General features: G+C 72.3%; 15 protein-coding genes and 1 riboswitch. Of the genes, 14 read left to right on the forward strand and 1 reads right to left on the reverse strand.

The window, feature by feature from the left end; translation table 11 throughout:
* Positions 1 to 25 precede the first annotated feature (25 nt).
* From ACH4E8_RS21740 to ACH4E8_RS21795, 12 genes are all read left to right on the forward strand, one after another.
* The gene (locus ACH4E8_RS21740; RefSeq protein ID WP_398450577.1) at positions 26 to 955 is read left to right on the forward strand and encodes an ABC transporter permease; all 930 of its coding nucleotides are present in this window, start codon (positions 26 to 28) and stop codon (positions 953 to 955) included.
* Between the two features lie 517 nt (positions 956 to 1472).
* Entirely contained in the window at positions 1473 to 2423 is a 951-nt protein-coding gene (hpnC, locus tag ACH4E8_RS21745) for a squalene synthase HpnC (RefSeq protein ID WP_398450579.1), read from the forward strand.
* Between the two features lie 8 nt (positions 2424 to 2431).
* The gene (gene hpnD / locus ACH4E8_RS21750) at positions 2432 to 3370 is read left to right on the forward strand and encodes a presqualene diphosphate synthase HpnD (protein WP_398450581.1); all 939 of its coding nucleotides are present in this window, start codon (positions 2432 to 2434) and stop codon (positions 3368 to 3370) included.
* 85 nt (positions 3371 to 3455) lie between these two features.
* Positions 3456 to 4871, forward strand: a complete 1416-nt coding sequence (hpnE, locus tag ACH4E8_RS21755) for a hydroxysqualene dehydroxylase HpnE (protein WP_398450583.1) — start codon at positions 3456 to 3458, stop codon at positions 4869 to 4871.
* Positions 4872 to 5050: 179 nt separating this feature from the next.
* Positions 5051 to 6070: a polyprenyl synthetase family protein gene (locus ACH4E8_RS21760; RefSeq protein ID WP_398450800.1), complete on the forward strand. Its 1020-nt coding sequence runs from the start codon at positions 5051 to 5053 to the stop codon at positions 6068 to 6070.
* Positions 6071 to 6350: 280 nt separating this feature from the next.
* Positions 6351 to 8444 carry a squalene--hopene cyclase gene (shc, locus tag ACH4E8_RS21765; protein ID WP_398450585.1) on the forward strand — a complete coding sequence of 698 codons (2094 nt, stop codon included), beginning with the start codon at positions 6351 to 6353 and terminating at the stop codon, positions 8442 to 8444.
* Complete coding sequence (locus ACH4E8_RS21770) at positions 8444 to 9097, forward strand: 1-hydroxy-2-methyl-2-butenyl 4-diphosphate reductase (protein ID WP_398450587.1); 654 nt, start codon at positions 8444 to 8446, stop codon at positions 9095 to 9097. Before shc ends, ACH4E8_RS21770 begins: the two co-directional genes overlap by 1 nt.
* 5 nt (positions 9098 to 9102) lie before the next feature.
* Positions 9103 to 10125, forward strand: a complete 1023-nt coding sequence (gene hpnH, locus ACH4E8_RS21775; protein WP_398450589.1) for an adenosyl-hopene transferase HpnH — start codon at positions 9103 to 9105, stop codon at positions 10123 to 10125.
* 63 nt (positions 10126 to 10188) lie between these two features.
* Positions 10189 to 12153 carry a 1-deoxy-D-xylulose-5-phosphate synthase gene (gene dxs / locus ACH4E8_RS21780; RefSeq protein WP_398450591.1) on the forward strand — a complete coding sequence of 655 codons (1965 nt, stop codon included), beginning with the start codon at positions 10189 to 10191 and terminating at the stop codon, positions 12151 to 12153.
* A gap of 5 nt (positions 12154 to 12158) precedes the next feature.
* On the forward strand, positions 12159 to 13616 hold the full coding sequence (locus tag ACH4E8_RS21785; protein WP_398450593.1) for an aspartate aminotransferase family protein: 1458 nt from the start codon (positions 12159 to 12161) through the stop codon (positions 13614 to 13616).
* 101 nt (positions 13617 to 13717) lie between these two features.
* Positions 13718 to 14374: an XRE family transcriptional regulator gene (locus ACH4E8_RS21790; protein ID WP_398450595.1), complete on the forward strand. Its 657-nt coding sequence runs from the start codon at positions 13718 to 13720 to the stop codon at positions 14372 to 14374.
* A gap of 91 nt (positions 14375 to 14465) precedes the next feature.
* Positions 14466 to 14648: a DUF6126 family protein gene (locus tag ACH4E8_RS21795; protein WP_398450597.1), complete on the forward strand. Its 183-nt coding sequence runs from the start codon at positions 14466 to 14468 to the stop codon at positions 14646 to 14648.
* Between the two features lie 25 nt (positions 14649 to 14673).
* Here ACH4E8_RS21795 and ACH4E8_RS21800 read toward each other — a convergent pair whose 3' ends face one another.
* Positions 14674 to 15495 (reverse strand): tyrosine-protein phosphatase, encoded by an 822-nt coding sequence (locus tag ACH4E8_RS21800; protein ID WP_398450599.1) that lies wholly within the window; start codon positions 15493 to 15495, stop codon positions 14674 to 14676.
* 567 nt (positions 15496 to 16062) lie between these two features.
* Positions 16063 to 16216, forward strand: a riboswitch (cyclic di-AMP (ydaO/yuaA leader).
* Between the two features lie 5 nt (positions 16217 to 16221).
* Here ACH4E8_RS21800 and ACH4E8_RS21805 point away from each other — a divergent pair.
* Together ACH4E8_RS21805 and ACH4E8_RS21810 are read left to right on the forward strand one after the other, a co-directional pair.
* Positions 16222 to 17196: a peptidoglycan DD-metalloendopeptidase family protein gene (locus tag ACH4E8_RS21805; protein ID WP_398450601.1), complete on the forward strand. Its 975-nt coding sequence runs from the start codon at positions 16222 to 16224 to the stop codon at positions 17194 to 17196.
* 183 nt (positions 17197 to 17379) lie between these two features.
* Positions 17380 to 18171, forward strand: a complete 792-nt coding sequence (locus ACH4E8_RS21810; protein ID WP_398450602.1) for an SGNH/GDSL hydrolase family protein — start codon at positions 17380 to 17382, stop codon at positions 18169 to 18171.
* The last annotated feature ends 73 nt before the right edge of the window (positions 18172 to 18244 follow it).

The following is an 18244-nucleotide window of genomic DNA, read 5'->3' on the forward strand; positions in this document are numbered from 1 at the left end:
GCATTTGGAAGAGAGAGTTCCCCTGGTGAGTGACACAACGCAGAACGGTGCGACGGCGACGACGGCCAGGGCGTCCGTGGACGACGCCCTGACCCCGGCCCAGCTCGCCGACAAGTACGGGCTCACGGTCAGCGGCGCCCGGCCCGGCCTCTTCCAGTACGTCCGGCAGCTGTGGGGCCGGCGCCACTTCATCCTGGCGTTCTCGCAGGCCAAGCTGACCGCCCAGTACAGCCAGGCGAAGCTCGGCCAGCTCTGGCAGGTGGTGACGCCGCTGCTGAACGCGGCCGTCTACTACCTCATCTTCGGGCTGATCCTGAACTCCGGGCGGGGGATGAGCAAGGACACCTTCATCCTCTTCCTGGTGACGGGCGTCTTCGTGTTCACCTTCACCCAGACCACCGTGACCGCGGGTGTGAAGTCCATCTCGGGCAACCTGGGCCTGGTGCGCGCGCTGCACTTCCCGCGGGCGTCGCTGCCCATCTCGCTGGCGCTCCAGCAGCTCCAGCAGCTGCTGGTGTCGATGATCGTGCTCGGGCTGATCGCGGTCTCCCTCGGGAGCTACCCGGCGCTGTCCTGGCTGCTGATCCTGCCGGCGCTCACGCTCCAGTTCGCGTTCAACACCGGCCTGGCGCTGATCCTCGCCCGGCTCGGCAGCAAGACCCCGGACCTGGCGCAGCTGATGCCGTTCATCATGCGGACCTGGATGTACGCCTCCGGCGTGATGTTCTCCATCCCGGTGATGCTGAAGGACAAGCCGGAGTGGATCGCGAACCTGCTCCAGTGGAACCCGGCCGCGGTCTACATGGACCTGATCCGCTTCGCGCTGATCGACGGCTACGGCTCGGAGAACCTGCCGCCGCACATCTGGGCCTTCGCGGTGGGCTGGGCCGTGCTCTTCGGCGTCCTCGGCTTCGTCTACTTCTGGAAGGCCGAGGAGCGCTACGGACGTGGCTGACGGCACCGCGTGCGGGCGCGCGGCGAAGGCGCGGCGAACCCAGCCCGCGCCACCCGCGCTCCGCACGCTGTGACGCAGGGCGGCCGGACACCGTGTCCGGCCCCGATCGAGGCCCCCGCGGTGACATCCGGGCGGGGGCCTTCTCGCGTCCTGAGGGGGAGGGCCGACCCGCCGGTCCGCACCCGCCGGACGGGCCTCTAAGGTCAAGGGAAGGTCAAGTCGGCTTGTGGGAGGGAAGGTTGACCATCGATGCCGAGTTCTTGCTATCACCACAACACCCCCGCCGTGGGGCGAGCGTTGTACGACGTAAGCTGTACTGGTGCCCAATCGCGGCAAGTGGGGCGATCCGCCCTCGGTGCCCCGTCGGGCGGACGGTCCCCGCGCGGGAGCCGACACCGGCGGCGTGTCCGAAATAGGATGGATTGGATCAGCAGTGTAGAACGGGAGACGTGCCGGCAATGATCGAAAATCTCCAGCTCCGCGAGGCTTTCGCCGTCTCCGCCCCGGGAAGTTCCGAATGACCGGCACCCGGCCGGAGCGCACCGCGCTCCTCCCGGCCCCACCGGGCCACGAGCAGGCCACCCTCGACAAGGCCCCGCACGAGAACTTCCCCGTGGCACCCTTCTTCCTCCCGCGCTCCTGGCGCGACGACCTGATGGCGCTGTACGGCTACGCCCGCCTCGTCGACGACATCGGCGACGGCGACCTCGCACCCGGCGGGGCCGACGCCCGCGCCCTCGGCGTCGCGCCCGAAGACGCCGACGACCGGTTCGTGCTCCTCGACGCCCTCGAAGCGGACGTGCGCCGGGTCTTCGCCCGCGCGGGCGAAGCCGGCCCGGACGGGCCGCGCCACCCGCTGCTGCGCGCCCTGGAGCCCACCGTCCGCCGCCGCTCGCTCACCGCGGACCCCTTCCACGGGCTCATCGCGGCGAACCGCCAGGACCAACGGGTGCGCCGCTACGAGACGTACGAGGAACTGCTCGCCTACTGCGAGCTGTCCGCCAACCCCGTGGGGAACCTGGTCCTCCAGGTCACCGGCACCACGAGCCCCGAGCGGCTGCGCCGCTCCGACGCGGTGTGCACCGGACTCCAGATCGTCGAGCACCTCCAGGACGTGCGCGAGGACCTCGCCCGTGACCGGATCTACCTGCCCGCCGAGGACTTGCGGCGCTTCCACGTCAGTGCGGCCGACCTGTCGGCCCCGACCGCGAACGCGTCGGTGCGCGCCCTGATCGCTTTTGAGGCCGAGCGCGCCCGTCGGCTGCTGGACGAGGGCCACGCGCTGGTCGGCAGCGTCCACGGCAGGCTGCGGCTGTTGCTCGCCGGCTTCGTGGGCGGCGGGCTCGCCGCCCTCGACGCGATCGCGGCCGCCGGCTTCGACGTGCTGCCCGGGCCGCCCAAACCCACCAAGACGACCCTCCTGCGCCAGGTCGGAGCCGTCTTGCGCCGAGCCCGTAGAGAGGGGTGAGCCGGTCCATGGAGCAACCGGTCAGCGTGTCCGCACCGGTGCAGGCCGCGTACAGCTACTGCGAGGCCGTCACCGGACAGCAGGCACGGAACTTCGCCTACGGGATCAGGCTGCTGCCGGTCGACAAGCGGCAGGCGATGTCAGCGCTGTACGCGTTCTCGCGACGGGTGGACGACATCGGAGACGGGTCGCTCGACCCGCAGGCCAAGCGGGAGCGGCTGGAAGCCACCCGTGACGTCCTCACCCGCGTCCGTGACGGCGCCGTCGCCGAGGACGACACCGACCCGGTGGCCGTCGCGCTGAGTGACGCGGCGAGCCGCTTCCCCGTCCCGCTCGACGGCCTCGACGAACTGATCGACGGCGTCCTGATGGACGTCCGCGGCGAGACGTACGAGACCTGGGACGACCTCAAGGCGTACTGCCGCTGCGTGGCGGGTGCCATCGGACGGCTCTCGCTGGGCGTGTTCGGCACCCAGCCCGGCGCGCGCGGCACCGAGCGCGCCGCCGAGTACGCCGACACCCTCGGTCTCGCGCTGCAACTCACCAACATCCTCCGGGACGTCCGCGAGGACGCGGCCAACGGCCGCACCTACCTGCCCTCCGACGACCTCGCCAAGTTCGGCTGCTCGGCCGGCTTCCACGAGGCGACGCCGCCGCCCGGCTCGGACTTCACCGGGCTGGTGCACTTCGAAGTCCGCCGCGCCCGGGCGCTGTTCGCTGAGGGCTACCGGCTGCTGCCGATGCTGGACCGGCGCAGCGGCGCCTGCGTGGCCGCGATGGCGGGCATCTACCGCCGCCTGCTGGACCGCATCGAGCGCGACCCCGAGGCCGTGCTGCGCGGCCGGGTCTCGCTGCCCGGCCGGGAGAAGGCGTACGTCGCCGTGCGCGGCCTCTCCGGGATCGACGCCCGGCACATCACCCGCCAGAGCCTCAGGGGGCGGGCCTGATGCCCGACCGGCAGCCGCACCGGCTGCGAGCAACCAAGGACGTCACGGCGGCGTCCCAGAGCCCGACGGTCCGAGGTGAGGTCGCATGACGGCAAGCAGGCACGGCAGGCACGACGCTGCGGCCGGGGGCGCCCGCACGCACGACGCGGTGGTGGTCGGCGGCGGCATCGCCGGGGTCACCGCCGCACTCCAGCTCGCCGACGCCGGCACCCGCGTCACGCTGCTGGAGGGCCGGCCGCGGCTGGGCGGCCTGGCCTTCTCCTTCCAGCGCGGCGGACTGACCGTGGACAACGGCCAGCACGTCTACCTGCGCTGCTGCACCGCGTACCGCTGGTTCCTGGAGCGGATCGGCGGTGCGCACCTCGCGCCCGTGCAGGACCGGATGGACGTGCCGGTGCTCGACGTCGGCCGGCCCGGGCGGGCCCGTCTCGGCCGGCTGCGCCGCACCGACCTGCCCGTACCCCTGCACCTCGCCGCCAGCCTCGCCACGTACCCGCACCTGTCACCGGCCGAGCGGGTCTCGGTGGGGCGCGCGGCGCTCGCGCTGGGGCGGCTGGACCCGGCTGATCCGGCGCTCGACGGCATCGACTTCGCCACCTGGCTCGCCCGGCACGGCCAGTCGAAGCGCACGATCGAGGCGCTGTGGGACCTCGTCGGCGTGGCCACCTTGAACGCCACCGCACCCGACGCCTCCATGGGCCTGGCCGCCATGGTCTTCAAGACCGGGCTGCTCTCCGACCGGGGCGCCGCCGACATCGGCTGGTCCAGGGTGCCGCTCGGCGAACTCCACGACACCCTCGCCACCAAGGCGCTCGAAGCCGCCGGCGTGCGAGTGCTCACCTCCACCCGGGTCCGGGAGACCGCCCGGGACGGCCACGGCCGCTGGCAGGTCCGTACGGACACCGACGTGCTGGACGCGGACGCGGTCGTCCTCGCCACCGCGCAGCGCGAGGCCCACGCCCTGCTGCCGGAGGGCGCCCTGGAGGCCCCCGACCGGCTGTTGGAGATCGGCACGGCGCCGATCCTCAACGTCCACGTGCTGTACGACCGACCGGTGCTGCGCCGCCCCTTCTTCACCGCGCTGGGCTCCCCGGTGCAGTGGGTCTTCGACCGCACCGAAGCCTCCGGGTTCGGCGACGGCCAGTACCTGGCGGTGTCCCAGTCCGCCGCGCAGGCCGAGATCGACGCGCCCGTGGCGGAGCTGCGCGCGCGGTACCTGCCGGAGCTGGAGCGCCTGCTGCCGCCCGCCCGCCGGGCGAAGGTGCTGGACTTCTTCGTCACCCGGGAGCGCACCGCGACCTTCGCCCCCGCGCCCGGCGTCGGCCGGCTCCGCCCCGGGACGCACACCCGGGCGGCCGGCCTCTACCTGGCCGGCGCGTGGACCGACACCGGCTGGCCCGCCACCATGGAAGGCGCCGTACGCAGCGGGTTCACCGCGGCGGGCGCCGCGCTCGGCGCCCTCGGCCGCCCCCACGAACATCCGCTCAAGGAGGCGGCATGAGCCTCAGCGCCGGCACGACCGGAGCAACGGACGCGACCGGAGAGGGCCGGGGAGCCACCCGGGCCTCGGCGGCCGGAAGCGCGGCCGGAAACATCGACGAAAATCGGAAATGGGGAGAGACCGTGCCGACAGTTCCTTCGGCGAACCCGGCAGACCAGATCGCCCGCACCGTGGACATCATGGCGTTGCTGGAGCGTGGCAGGGCCATGTCGACGCCGGTGCTGCGGGCTGCCGTGGACCGCCTGGCACCCCCCATGAACATCGTCTCGTCCTACCACTTCGGCTGGATCGACGCCCAGGGCCGGCCCGCCGACGGCGACGGCGGCAAGGCCGTGCGGCCGGCGCTCGCGCTGCTCTCCGCCGAGGTCGCGGGGGCCGCGCCGGAGGTCGGCGTCCCGGGCGCCGTCGCCGTCGAGCTGGTGCACAACTTCTCGCTGCTGCACGACGACCTGATGGACGGCGACGAGCAGCGCCGGCACCGCGACACGGTGTGGAAGGTGCACGGCCCCGCGCAGGCCATCCTGGTGGGCGACGCGCTGTTCGCGCTGGCCAACGAGGTGCTGTTGGAACTGGGCACGGTGGAGGCCGGCCGCGCCACCCGTCGGCTGACCACCGCGACCCGCAAGCTGATCGACGGCCAGGCGCAGGACATCTCCTACGAGCACCGCGAGCGCGTGACCGTCGAGGAGTGCCTGGAGATGGAGGGCAACAAGACCGGTGCGCTGCTGGCGTGCGCGGCCTCCATCGGGGCGGTGCTGGGCGGTGCCGACGACCGCACCGCCGACGCCCTGGAGCGGTACGGCTACCACCTCGGGCTCGCCTTCCAGGCGGTCGACGACATCCTCGGCATCTGGGGCGACCCGGAGTCCACCGGCAAGCAGACCTGGAGCGACCTGCGCCAGCGCAAGAAGTCGCTGCCCGTCGTCGCGGCGCTGGCGGCCGGCGGACCGGCCTCGGAGCGCCTGGGCGAACTGCTCGCGGCCGATGTCAAGAGCAATGACTTCGAGAGCTTCTCCGAGGAGGAGTTCGCCGCGCGGGCGGCGCTGATCGAAGAGGCCGGCGGCCGCAACTGGACGTCGGAGGAGGCCCGCCGACAGCACGCCGTCGCGGTCGAGGCACTGGACGCCGTCGACGTGCCGGAGCAGGTGCGGGCCCAGCTCACGGCCCTCGCGGACTTCGTCGTCGTCCGCAAGAGGTGACCGCGCGGCGGCGCCCGACCCCTCGGGCGGGCGCCGCCGGCCGCCCGGGTCAAGATCCCCCGACCGGTCCGTATCCCGCACGATTTCCGCCTTCTCCGGCAGATCCCTCGACAAAGAGGCCCCGGGCAACTAAGACAGGACATCCGTACAAGGAGATGATCGCGATCAGATCCACTTCGATACGCATCGCAGTCGCCGGCAGGTGACCGGATAACCGTTTCACCAGCCGACGGCATACCCCAGCACAGCGCAGACGTACCCGTGCACGGAAGGGGAAGCCATGACAGCGACGACCGACGGGAGCGGCGGGTCCGCGGGGACCCGCGCCGATGCGGCCAGTGAGACACCTCTGCTCGACCTCCCGGCGAACGGCGCCGCCGCCGGGAGCACCCTCGCCGAGGAGACCTCGGCGAGCGATCCGCCCGCACTCGCCCGCCGGGCGGTCCGGCGGTCCGTGGAACACCTGCTGGGCAGGCAGGACCCCCAGGGCTGGTGGAAGGGCGACCTGGAGACCAACGTCACCATGGACGCCGAAGACCTGATGTTGCGTCAGTTCCTCGGCATCCAGGAGCAGTCCACCACCGAGGCCGCCGCCCGCTTCATCCGCGGTCAGCAGCGCGCCGACGGCACCTGGGCCACCTTCTACGGCGGGCCCGGCGAGGTCTCCGCCACCATCGAGGCGTACGTCGCGCTCCGACTGGCCGGCGACCGGCCCGACGACCCGCACATGGCGCGCGCCGCGGCCTGGGTCAGGGAGTCCGGCGGCATCGCCGCGAGCCGGGTCTTCACCCGGATCTGGCTCGCCCTCTTCGGCTGGTGGAAGTGGGAGGACCTGCCGGTCGTCCCGCCCGAGCTGGTCTTCCTGCCCAAGTGGTTCCCGCTGAACATCTACGACTTCGGCTGTTGGGCCCGGCAGACCATCGTGCCGTTGACGATCGTCTCGGCGCGGCGCCCGGTCCGGCCCGCGCCGTTCCCGCTGGACGAACTGCACTCCGACCCCGCCGACCCGAACCCGCCGCGGCCCCCCGCTTCCGCCACCACCTGGGAGGGGCTCTTCCAACGGGCGGACAAGGCCCTGCACCAGTACCACAAGGTCGCCCCCCGGGCGCTGCGCGAGACCGCGATCAATACCGCGTCCCGCTGGATCGTCGAGCGCCAGGAGAACGACGGCTGCTGGGGCGGCATCCAGCCGCCGGCGGTGTACTCGATCATCGCCCTGCACCTGCTCGGCTACGACCTGGACCACCCCGTGATGCGCGCCGGTCTGGAGTCCCTGGACCGCTTCGCGGTGTGGAGCGCGACGGAGACCGGCGCCCCCGTGCGGATGGTCGAGGCGTGCCAGTCGCCGGTCTGGGACACCTGCCTGGCCACGATCGCGCTCGCGGACGCGGGGGTGGCCCCCGACCACCCGGCGCTGGTGCGGGCCGCGGAGTGGATGCTCGGCGAGGAGATCGACCGCTCCGGCGACTGGGCCGTGCGCAGGCCGCGGCTGGCGCCCGGCGGTTGGGCCTTCGAGTTCCACAACGAGACCTACCCCGACATCGACGACACCGCCGAGGTCATCCTCGCGCTGCGCCGCGTGCGGCACCCCGAGCCGGCACGGGTCGACGGCGCGGTGGCGCGGGCGGGCCGGTGGACGCTCGGGATGCAGTCGAAGGAGGGCGCCTGGGGCGCCTTCGACGCCGACAACACCAGCAAGTTCCCGAACCGGCTCCCGTTCTGCGACTTCGGCGAAGTGGTCGACCCGCCGTCGTCCGACGTCACCGCCCACGTGGTCGAGATGCTGGCGTACGAGGGCCGGGCCCACCACCCGAGCGCCCGACGCGGCATCGACTGGCTCCTCGCCGAGCAGGAGGAGTGCGGCGCCTGGTTCGGCCGCTGGGGCGTGAACTACCTGTACGGCACCGGATCGGTGGTCCCGGCCCTGGTCGCGGCGGGCATCCCGGCGGCCCACCCGGCGATCCGCCGTGCCGTGCGCTGGCTGACCTCCGTACAGAACCCGGACGGCGGCTGGGGCGAAGACCTGCGCTCCTACCGCGACAAGGGGTGGGTCGGCCAGGGCACTTCCACCCCCTCCCAGACCGGCTGGGCCCTGATGGCGCTGCTGGCGGCCGGGGAGCGGGAGAGCACGTCCGTACGCCGCGGCGTGACGTGGCTCGCGCAGACGCAGCGGGAGGACGGCGGCTGGGACGAGCCGTACTTCACCGGCACCGGCTTCCCCTGGGACTTCTCCATCAACTACCACCTCTACCGACAGGTCTTCCCCCTCACGGCGCTTGGCCGTTACGTGCACGGCGAACCGCCGGTAGGCGGCGTGCGCGCCGGTGAACGGGAGCGCCCCGACGCCCGCGTGCGCGTCGGCAAGGGGAGCTGATGGCCGCCTCCCCGGGGCCCACCGACCCCGCGGCGCCGCTGCTGATCGCCTGTGCGCTGGGCATCGAGAAGATGGCCCTGCGCAGCGGTGACCACAGCGGCGCCCGGGGGCCGGTGACGGTGCTGCGCACCAGGATGGGCCCGGCGAACGCGGAGCGCGCGGTGCGCGCCGCGCTCGGCGACGGGGCGATGCTCGGCGCCGCGGTCGTCGCGTCCGGGTTCTGCGCCGGGCTGTCCCCCGGCATGCACCCCGGGGACGTGGTGATCGCCGACGAGACCCGCATCGGGGACCAAGCCACCGTGTGCACGGACACGGAGCGGCTGGTCGCGGCCGTGGCGCGGGCCGTCCCCGGTCGACGCGTCCACACCGGGCCGCTGATCGGCGCCGACCACGTCGTGCGCGGCCCGGAGCGCGCGCAGTTGCGGGCCGGCGGGGCGATCGCCGTCGACATGGAGTCGGCCGCCACCCTGCGCAGCGCCCGCACGTCCGGGCCCCGCCCGGTTGCGGCCGTCCGGGTGGTCGTGGACGCTCCAGAGCATGAACTCGTCCGTATCGGCACGGTGCGCGGTGGAATATCGGCTTTCCGCGTTCTTCGTGCGGTACTTCCCGCTTTTCATGAATGGCACCGTTCTTTGCTGCTCCCCAGGAGGTGAGCCAGATGGCCATGCCGCTCCGTCAGTCCGTCCGGGTCGGGACCTATCTCTTCGAACAGAAGCTCCGCAAGCGGGCGAAGTTCCCGCTCATCGTCGAGTTGGAGCCGCTCTACGCCTGCAACCTCAAGTGCGAGGGCTGCGGGAAGATCCAGCACCCGGCCGGGGTGCTCAAGCAGCGGATGCCGGTGGCGCAGGCGGTCGGGGCGGTGCTGGAGTCCGGTGCCCCCATGGTGTCGATCGCCGGCGGCGAGCCCCTGATGCACCCGCAGATCGACGAGATCGTGCGGCAGTTGGTGGCCCGGCGCAAGTACGTATTCCTGTGCACCAACGCCGTGCTGCTGCGGAAGAAGATCGAGAAGTTCACCCCGTCCCCGTACTTCGCCTTCGCCGTCCACATCGACGGACTGCGCGAGCGCCACGACGAATCCGTGGCCAAGGAAGGCGTGTTCGACGAGGCCGTCGCGGCCATCAAGGAGGCCAAGCGGCGCGGCTTCCGGGTGACGACGAACTCCACCTTCTTCAACACCGACACCCCGCAGACCGTCATCGAGGTGCTGAACTACCTCAACGACGACCTGCGCGTGGACGAGATGATGATCTCGCCTGCCTACGCCTACGAAAAGGCCCCCGACCAGGAGCACTTCCTCGGCGTGACGCAGACCCGGGAACTGTTCAAGAAGGCTTTCGCCGGCGGCAACCGACGCCGCTGGCGGCTCAACCACTCGCCCCTCTTCCTGGACTTCCTGGAGGGGAAGGCGGACTTCCCGTGCACGGCGTGGGCGATCCCGAACTACTCCCTCTTCGGTTGGCAGCGGCCCTGCTATCTGATGAGCGACGGCTACGTGCCCACGTACCGCCAGCTCATCGAGGAGACCGACTGGGACAAGTACGGCCGGGGCAAGGACCCCCGGTGCGCCAACTGCATGGCCCACTGCGGCTACGAGCCCACCGCCGTCCTCGCCACCATGGGCTCGCTCAAGGAGTCCCTGCGGGCGGCCCGCGAGACCGTCGCGGGCGGGCGCGGCTGAGCCGGGGCCACCGCCCGCGCCGCCGCCCCAGCCGGACCACCGCACAGTGAAGGGGGACCGTACGTGACGATTCTGGAGACGATCCGCGGGCCGCGCGACCTCAAGGCGCTGTCCGCACCGGAACTCGACCGGCTCGCAGGGGAGATCAGGGACTTCCTGATCCACGCGGTGGCCAGGACCGGTGGCCACCTCGGCCCGAACCTCGGCGTGGTCGAGCTGACCGTCGCCCTGCACCGGGTCTTCGAGTCCCCGAAGGACAAGATCCTCTGGGACACCGGCCACCAGAGCTACGTGCACAAGCTGCTCACCGGCCGGCAGGACTTCTCCAAGCTGCGGGGCAAGGGCGGGCTGTCCGGCTACCCCAGTCGGGAGGAGTCCGACCACGACGTGATCGAGAACTCGCACGCCTCCACGGTCCTGGGGTGGGCGGACGGGTTGGCGAAGGCGAACGAGGTGCTGCGCAAGGACGACCACGTGGTGGCGGTCATCGGTGACGGTGCGCTGACCGGCGGCATGGCCTGGGAGGCGCTGAACAACATCGCCGCCGCCAAGGACCGTCCGCTGGTCATCGTCGTCAACGACAACGAGCGCTCCTACGCGCCGACCATCGGCGGCCTCGCCAACCACCTCGCGACCCTGCGCACCACCGACGGCTACGAGCAGTTCCTCGCCTGGGGCAAGGGCGTACTCCAGCGGACCCCGGTGGTCGGCAAGCCCCTCTACGGATCGCTGCACGGCGCGAAGAAGGGCTTCAAGGACTTCATCGCCCCGCAGGGCATGTTCGAGGACCTGGGCCTGAAGTACGTCGGCCCCATCGACGGCCACGACATCGAGGCCCTGGAGTCCGCGCTGGCCCGCGCCAAGCGCTTCGGCGGGCCCGTCATCGTGCACTGCCTCACCGAGAAGGGCCGCGGCTACCGGCCGGCGCTGGAGGACGAGGCGGACCGCTTCCACGCCGTGGGCGCCATGGACCCGCTGACCTGCGCCCCGCTCGTACCGTCCGGCAGTCCGACCTGGACCGCCGCGTTCGGGGACGAGATGGCGAAGATCGGCGAGGAACGCCCCGACGTGGTGGCGATCACCGCGGCCATGCTGCACCCGGTGGGGCTGACCCGGTTCGCCGAACGCTTCCCCGACCGGGTGTGGGACGTGGGCATCGCCGAGCAGCACGGCGCGGTCTGCGCGGCCGGGCTCGCCACCGGCGGTCTCCACCCGGTGTTCGCGGTGTACGCCACCTTCCTGAACCGCGCCTTCGACCAGGTGCTGATGGACGTCGCCCTGCACCGCTGCGGGGTGACGTTCGTCCTGGACCGGGCCGGGATCACCGGCACCGACGGCGCCTCCCACAACGGCGTGTGGGACATGTCGATCCTCCAGGTCGTGCCCGGGCTGCGGATCGCCGCACCGCGCGACGCGGAACGGCTGCGCGAGGAGCTGCGGGAGGCCCTGGACGTGCGTGACGCGCCCACCGTGCTGCGCTTCCCGAAGGAGTCCGCGGGGCCCGAGATCCCGTCGCTGCGCCGCATCGGCGGGATGGACGTGCTGCGGGAGCCGGGCACCGACCGGGCCGACGTGCTGCTGGTGTCGGTGGGCGCGCTGGCGCCCGTCTGCCTGCAGGCCGCGGAGCTGCTGGCGGAGCGCGGCGTCACGTGCACCGTCGTCGACCCGCGCTGGGTGAAGCCCGTCGACGAACACCTCCCGCCGCTGACGGCGCGGCACCGGCTGGTCGCCGTCGTGGAGGACAACAGCCGCAGCGCGGGCGTGGGGTCGGCGGTCGGGCAGGCGCTGCGCGACGCCGGCGTGGACGTACCGCTGCGGACGTTCGGCGTCCCGGAGCAGTTCCTCGCCCACGCCAAGCGCGCGGAAGTGCTCGCCGACGTGGGCCTGACACCGGTGGAGATCGCCGGGCGCATCAGCGCTGCCCTGGCGGGGGAGCGCACGGACGCCCTCAAGGGTTCCGCGGCCGTTTCGCCGGCTGGTTCCGCGGTTGGTTCCGCGGTTGGTTCTGTGACGGGCAAGGAGCACTGAGGCACATGACGGACCTGCCGACAGGCATCGAGGCGCACCCCGAAGCCGCCCCGACGGCGCCCCCGGGCGGGGCCGGGGGGTTCGACCTGGCGGCGCTGCTCGCCGAGCGCGGCGCCGAGCGCTACGCGCTGCACTCCCGCCACCTCAATCACCAACTGCCGCGGATGCTGCACACCCTCGGCTTCGACAAGACCTACGAGCGGGCCGAGGGCGCGTACTTCTGGGACGCCGACGGCAACGACTACCTCGACATGCTCGCCGGCTTCGGCGTGATGGGCCTCGGCCGGCACCACCCCGTCGTGCGCAAGGCGCTGCACGACGTCCTCGACGCCTCGCTGGCCGACCTCACCCGCTTCGACTGCCAGCCCCTGCCCGGGCTGCTCGCGGAGAAGCTGCTCGCGCACAGCCCGCACCTGGACCGGGTCTTCTTCTCCAACAGCGGCACGGAGTCGGTGGAGACCGCCCTCAAGTTCGCCCGGTACGCCACCGGCCGTCCCAGGGTGCTCTACTGCGTGCACGCCTTCCACGGGCTGACCTGCGGCTCGCTCTCCGTCAACGGCGAGAAGGGCTTCCGGGACGGCTTCGCGCCGCTGCTGCCGGACACCGCCGTCCCGCTCGGTGACCTGGCGGCGGTGGAGCGGGAGCTGGCCCGCGGCGACGTGGCCGCCCTCGTCGTCGAACCGATCCAGGGCAAGGGCGTGCACGAGGCCCCGCCGGGCTTCCTGCGCGCCGCCCAGGAACTGCTGCACCGCCACAAGGCCCTGCTGATCGTGGACGAGGTGCAGACCGGCCTCGGCAGGACCGGCGACTTCTACGCGTACCAGCACGAGGCCGGAGGGGCCGCGGTGGAGCCGGACCTCGTCTGCGTCGCCAAGGCCCTGTCCGGCGGGTACGTGCCCGTCGGGGCGACCCTCGGCAAGGACTGGATCTTCAAGAAGGTCTACTCGTCGATGGACCGCGTCCTCGTCCACTCCGCCAGCTTCGGGTCCAACGCCCAGGCGATGGCCGCGGGGCTCGCGGTGCTCTCGGTGATCGAGGACGAGGGGCTGGTGGCCCGCGCCCGGACGATCGGCGAGCTGCTGAGGTCCCGGCTGGGCGCGCTGGTGGACCGCTACGAGTTCCTGCACGAGGTGCGCGGCCGCGGTCTGATGACCGGCATCGAGTTCGGCCGCCCGGACTCGCTGCGGCTGCGCAGCCGTTGGAGCGTGCTCCAGGCGGCCCGCAAGGGGCTCTTCGCGCAGATGGTCGTGGTGCCGCTGCTCCAGAAGCACCGGATCCTGACCCAGGTGTCCGGCGACCACCTGGAAGTGATCAAGCTGATTCCGCCGCTGACGATCGGCGAGCGCGAGGTGGACCGCTTCGTCACCGCCTTCACCGCGGTCATGGACGAGGCGCACGCGGGCAGCGGACTGATGTGGGACTTCGGCAAGACCCTGGTCAAACAGGCCGTCGCCAACCGCTGACCGAAGCGCAGACACACCGCGCTGACCAGCGTCTTCAGCGAAGTTTTTGCCTCTGAGGCAAGAAAGTTGCCTCAGAGGCACTTTCCTGGCGCAATGGACACATGCAGAGTCCTCCCGGGGGCCACCCCCCGGACCCGCGAACTCCGGCGGTCCCCGCCGCGGCGTCCCCGACGCCGCAGGGCGTCGACGCACCGGTCGAGCTGCCCGACGTGGCGCCCCGGCTGCGCGACCTGCGCCGCCGTCGGGGGCTGACCCTGGAGGCCGCTGCGCAGCGCGCCGGCCTGTCGCCCGCACACCTGTCCCGGCTGGAGACCGGCCGCCGGCAGCCCTCGCTGCCGATGCTGCTCAGCCTCGCCAGGATCTACGGTACGACAGTGGCCGAGCTCCTGGGCGAGCTGGCCCCGGACCACGACCCCGTCATCCGCGCCGGCCGCCGCGAGCCTTCGGAGGCCGACGGCTGGACGTACCACCAGGTCGGCGGGGCGGGGCGGGCCATGCAGGCGCTGCGGCTGATCGTGCCGTACGGCGCACAGGGCGATCTCGTACGCGTCCATCCCGGCGAGGAGTGGCTGTACGTGCTGGACGGGCGGGTGCGGCTGAGCCTCGGCCAGGCCGTGCACGAACTCGGTCCCGGCGACAGCGCGCACTACGACTCGCTCACCCCGCACCGGATCGCGGCGGCCACCCGCGACGGCGCCGAGATGCTGTTCGTCCACACCCTGCTCCAGAGCCCGGACATCCTCCCGCCGCACCTCTGACGCCCGCGGCCCGCCCGCACCACCCGTCCGCACTTCCTGACATCCGCACTTCTGGTCCGGCCCGCTGGGGCCGGGGAAAGCAGAGGCAGTCATGACCGAGAACCCGACGGCGCCCGAAGGCGCCGCACTGCCCGACTCCGCCGCCGCCCGGCGCGAGAAGAAGGAGGAGGGGAAGTTCCCCAAGGGCATCTGGATCCGGCTCTTCGCCTACCTGGTGGCCGGCCACGTCTTCGCCGGCTTCCTCTACCTGCTCTTCGAGGTCGGCGCCAAGTAGCGCCCGACGGCCCGGCGCGCCGGCGTCAGGCGGCCCCGTCCCCCTCCACGAGACGCGCCCGCAGCCGCTCGCGCGTCTCGGGGGTGAGGCCGAGGCCGTCGGCGAGGTAGCGCTCGATCCCGCCCCAGGTCTGCTCGATGGCGTCGAACGCGGTGTGCAGGTACTCCGCCCGGGCGTCGAAGAGCGGGTTCAGCAGCTCCATGACCTCCGCGGACATCCCCGCGGGCGCGCCCTCGGCGCGGCGTACCAGATAGCGGCGGTGCGGGTCGTTGGACTTGAGGTAGTCGGCCTCGACGGCGTCCCGCTCCACACCGACCGCCAGCAGCGCCACCGCGATCGACAGACCCGCGCGGTCCTTGCCCGCCGCACAGTGCATCAGCGCCGGCACGCTGTCCTCGGCGAGGGCGTGCAGCACCTTGCTGTGCTCGGCCGTGCGCTCGGTGATGATCACGCGGTACGAGGCGATCATCCGGTTCGCCGCCTGGCCGTCGCCCAGCAGGGCGCGGAGCTGGGCGAGGTCGCCGGCGCGGACCATCTGCCAGAACTCGGCCCCGTCGGCGGGGTCGCTCAGCGGCAGGTTCACGTTCCGCACGCCCGGCAGCGAGACGTCCGGCCCTTCGAGGCGGATGTCCGCCGCGTTGCGGAAGTCGAAGATCGTGTGCAGGCCGAGCGAGGCCAGGAACGACGCGTCCTCGTCCGTCGCGTGGGCCAGGTGCCCGCTGCGGAAGAGCCGACCGGGCGCCACGCTCCGCCCGTCCGCGGTCGGGAGCCCGCCGACGTCGCGGAAGTTGCGGACCCCGGCCAGTTGGGGTTCGGTCGACGGGACCTGCGGCACCTGCTGCGTCACGAAGGCTCCTGGAGGAAGTCGCTGCCGCCGGCGCTCGTCGCCGACTGTGGCGTGTTCCCGACGATACGACATCGGTACCTGGGGCAATCATCGTCAGCGGCCCGACCGTCCGCTTCCCCTCGTCCGTGCGACGGACGGTTGCCCGCTGCGCGGACGTCGCCGCCGGCGGGGTGCCGTGTCGAGCGGCCACGGGCCGGCCACGGGCCGGACCGGAGACCTGGATGCGACGGCCATCCAGCTCCAACGTTGCCGAGCAGCAAGAAAAAGTAGCTTCTGTCCGTATTGGTGGGGTAATGAGCTCTTCGGTATAACGTGCCCTGGCTAAGGGGGAGATGGGTGTCGCTCATGAGCAGGATCACAATGGTGACGTTGTGTGGCGGGCGCGCGGGCGGGGGATGCGGCGACCGGGCGGGAGTTGGCGGGGCGGCGTCCACGGAGGGTGACCGCCCGTCGGCGGCGCGATGATCCACGCGGTCCGGGCGTGCGCGGTCATGGCTTGTTCCTGGCGATGTGGCCGGTTTACGGTCACGGCACTCCGGACGGACCGCCTCATCCTGCCGCCGCCCGGATCATCACCCACCCACCTGTGGCAGGAGCGGGGGACCCAGGTAGTACGCCGGTCCGGACTCCGGACGGCTCGGGGTGAAGTCGCGCCCAGCGCGCGGCCGGGCATCTCCAGCTCGAACCCGACAGCTCACCTCGCAGGCGTCGGAGAGGAACAGCACCATGTCCGCACCGGGCAAGCACCGCCGTCCCAAGTCGACGGCCTTCACCCGTGGATTCGTCGCCGCCGGCACCGGTGGCGCCGCCATCGCCCTTCCGCTGATGGGCGCCACCGGCGCCCACGCCGCCGAGCAGGCCGCTCCCGCGGCCCCCGTCGTCGCCCCGGTCTCGGCCGCCGCCGCCCCGGCCGCCGACAAGGCCGCCGCCGCGTCGACCACGTACGTCGTGGTCATCGGTGACCACCTGTCCAAGATCGCCGACGAGCACCGGCTCGACGGCGGCTGGCAGCAGCTCTACCAGGACAACCGTCAGGCCGTCGGCGAGAACCCCTCGCTGATCCACCCCGGCCTCAAGCTCACCATCGGCGCGAAGGCGGAGAAGCCCGCCGAGAAGTCGGCCGAGAAGCCCGCCGAGAAGAAGGCGGAGAAGCCGGTCGAGAAGCCGGTCGAGAGCGACAAGGTCGAGAAGAAGGCCGAGCCGAAGGCCGCGCCCGCCGCCCCGGCCGCCAAGAAGGCGACCGGCGGCAACGACGCGCCCGCCGCGTCCTCCGACTCGTCCGCCGGCACCAGCAGCGGCTGGGCCGCCCCGCTCGCCAACGCCCAGGTCTCCACCTCGTACCGCGCCTCCGGCGCGGCGTGGTCCAGCGGGTACCACACCGGCGTCGACTTCGCCGCGCCCACCGGCACCGGCGTCCGCTCCATCGGCCCCGGCACCGTCGTCTCCGCCGGCTACAACGGTGCGTACGGCAACGAGGTCGTCATCAAGCACACCGACGGCACCTACTCCCAGTACGCCCACCTCTCCTCGCTCGCCGTCTCCGCCGGGCAGAGCGTGACCGGCGGGCAGTCCATCGGCCAGGTCGGCTCCACCGGCAACTCCAGCGGGCCGCACCTGCACCTGGAGGTCCGCACCGGCCCGTCGTACGGCTCGGACATCGACCCGGTCGCCCACCTGCGCAGCCACGGCGTCTCGCTCTGATCCCGACGCCTCGTGCCACCGGCCGCTGACCCGGCCCACCCGGATCCCCCACGGAGCCCCCCGCTCCGTGGGGGATCCGGCGTATTCCCCATCACCTCGCCATCCCCGGTGTGATAAATCACTGCGCGTCAACCCCTCCCTACGGTCGCGTAGGTCACATCTGTAGGGCGAAGATGAGTTCTTGTGGCAGACGATTCGAGAACAGATGACAAGGGTGGATTCGGGTCGTACGCAGCCATCGGTGACAGCTTCACCGAGGGCGTGGGGGATCCGGGACCCGACGGGGCGTACGTCGGCTGGGCGGACAGGTTCGCGGTCCTGCTGGCCGACCGCAAACCGGAACACAGCTTCCGGTACGCCAATCTCGCGGTGCGCGGCAGGCTCCTCGACCAGATCGTGGCCGAGCAGGTGCCGAGGGCGAAGGAACTCGCCCCGGACCTGGTGTCGTTCTGCGCCGGGGGCAACGACATCATCCGACCGGGCAGCGACCCGGACGACGTGGCGGAGCGCTTCGAACGTGCCGTCGCCGAACTGACCGCCGCCGTCGGCACGGTCATGGTGACCACCGGGTTCGACACCCGGGACGTGCCGGTGCTGCGGCACCTGCGCGGCAAGGTCGCCACCTACACGGCGCACGTGCGGGCCATCGCCGACCGCTACGGCTGCCCGGTGCTGGACCTGTGGTCGCTCAAGTCGGTCCAGGACCGCCGGGCCTGGGACCCCGACCGGCTGCACCTGTCGCCCGAGGGACACACCCGGGTGGCGCTGCGGGCGGCACAGGTCCTGGGGCTCGACATACCGGCCGACCCCGACCAGCCGTGGCCGCCGCAGCCGGTGCGCGGCACCCTGGAAGTACGGCGCGACGACATCCACTGGGCCCGCGAGTACCTGGTGCCCTGGATCGGGCGGCGGTTGCGCGGCGAGAGCTCGGGCGACGACATCGTGGCGAAGCGGCCGGACCTGCTTCCGCTGTGACGCCGCGGCCCCACGGCCGCCGGGCCGCATGACCCCGTGAGCGGGTCGGCCCCGCCGCATCCCAGCGGCGGGG

The sequence above is a fragment of the Streptomyces sp. NPDC017979 genome (genome assembly GCF_044328175.1).
In the GTDB taxonomy this organism is placed as follows: domain Bacteria; phylum Actinomycetota; class Actinomycetes; order Streptomycetales; family Streptomycetaceae; genus Streptomyces.

What these genes read in the sequence shown, in the direction of transcription:
- ACH4E8_RS21770 (WP_398450587.1), top strand. Translation starts at nt 8,444, where the DNA reads ATGGCCGCCTCCCCGGGGCCCACCGACCCCGCGGCGCCGCTGCTGATC.
- hpnC (WP_398450579.1), top strand. Translation starts at nt 1,473, where the DNA reads ATGACCGGCACCCGGCCGGAGCGCACCGCGCTCCTCCCGGCCCCACCG.
- ACH4E8_RS21760 (WP_398450800.1), top strand. Translation starts at nt 5,051, where the DNA reads ATGGCGTTGCTGGAGCGTGGCAGGGCCATGTCGACGCCGGTGCTGCGG.
- hpnD (WP_398450581.1), top strand. Translation starts at nt 2,432, where the DNA reads ATGGAGCAACCGGTCAGCGTGTCCGCACCGGTGCAGGCCGCGTACAGC.
- ACH4E8_RS21805 (WP_398450601.1), top strand. Translation starts at nt 16,222, where the DNA reads ATGTCCGCACCGGGCAAGCACCGCCGTCCCAAGTCGACGGCCTTCACC.
- ACH4E8_RS21795 (WP_398450597.1), top strand. Translation starts at nt 14,466, where the DNA reads ATGACCGAGAACCCGACGGCGCCCGAAGGCGCCGCACTGCCCGACTCC.
- hpnH (WP_398450589.1), top strand. Translation starts at nt 9,103, where the DNA reads ATGGCCATGCCGCTCCGTCAGTCCGTCCGGGTCGGGACCTATCTCTTC.
- shc (WP_398450585.1), top strand. Translation starts at nt 6,351, where the DNA reads ATGACAGCGACGACCGACGGGAGCGGCGGGTCCGCGGGGACCCGCGCC.
- ACH4E8_RS21785 (WP_398450593.1), top strand. Translation starts at nt 12,159, where the DNA reads ATGACGGACCTGCCGACAGGCATCGAGGCGCACCCCGAAGCCGCCCCG.
- hpnE (WP_398450583.1), top strand. Translation starts at nt 3,456, where the DNA reads ATGACGGCAAGCAGGCACGGCAGGCACGACGCTGCGGCCGGGGGCGCC.
- ACH4E8_RS21790 (WP_398450595.1), top strand. Translation starts at nt 13,718, where the DNA reads ATGCAGAGTCCTCCCGGGGGCCACCCCCCGGACCCGCGAACTCCGGCG.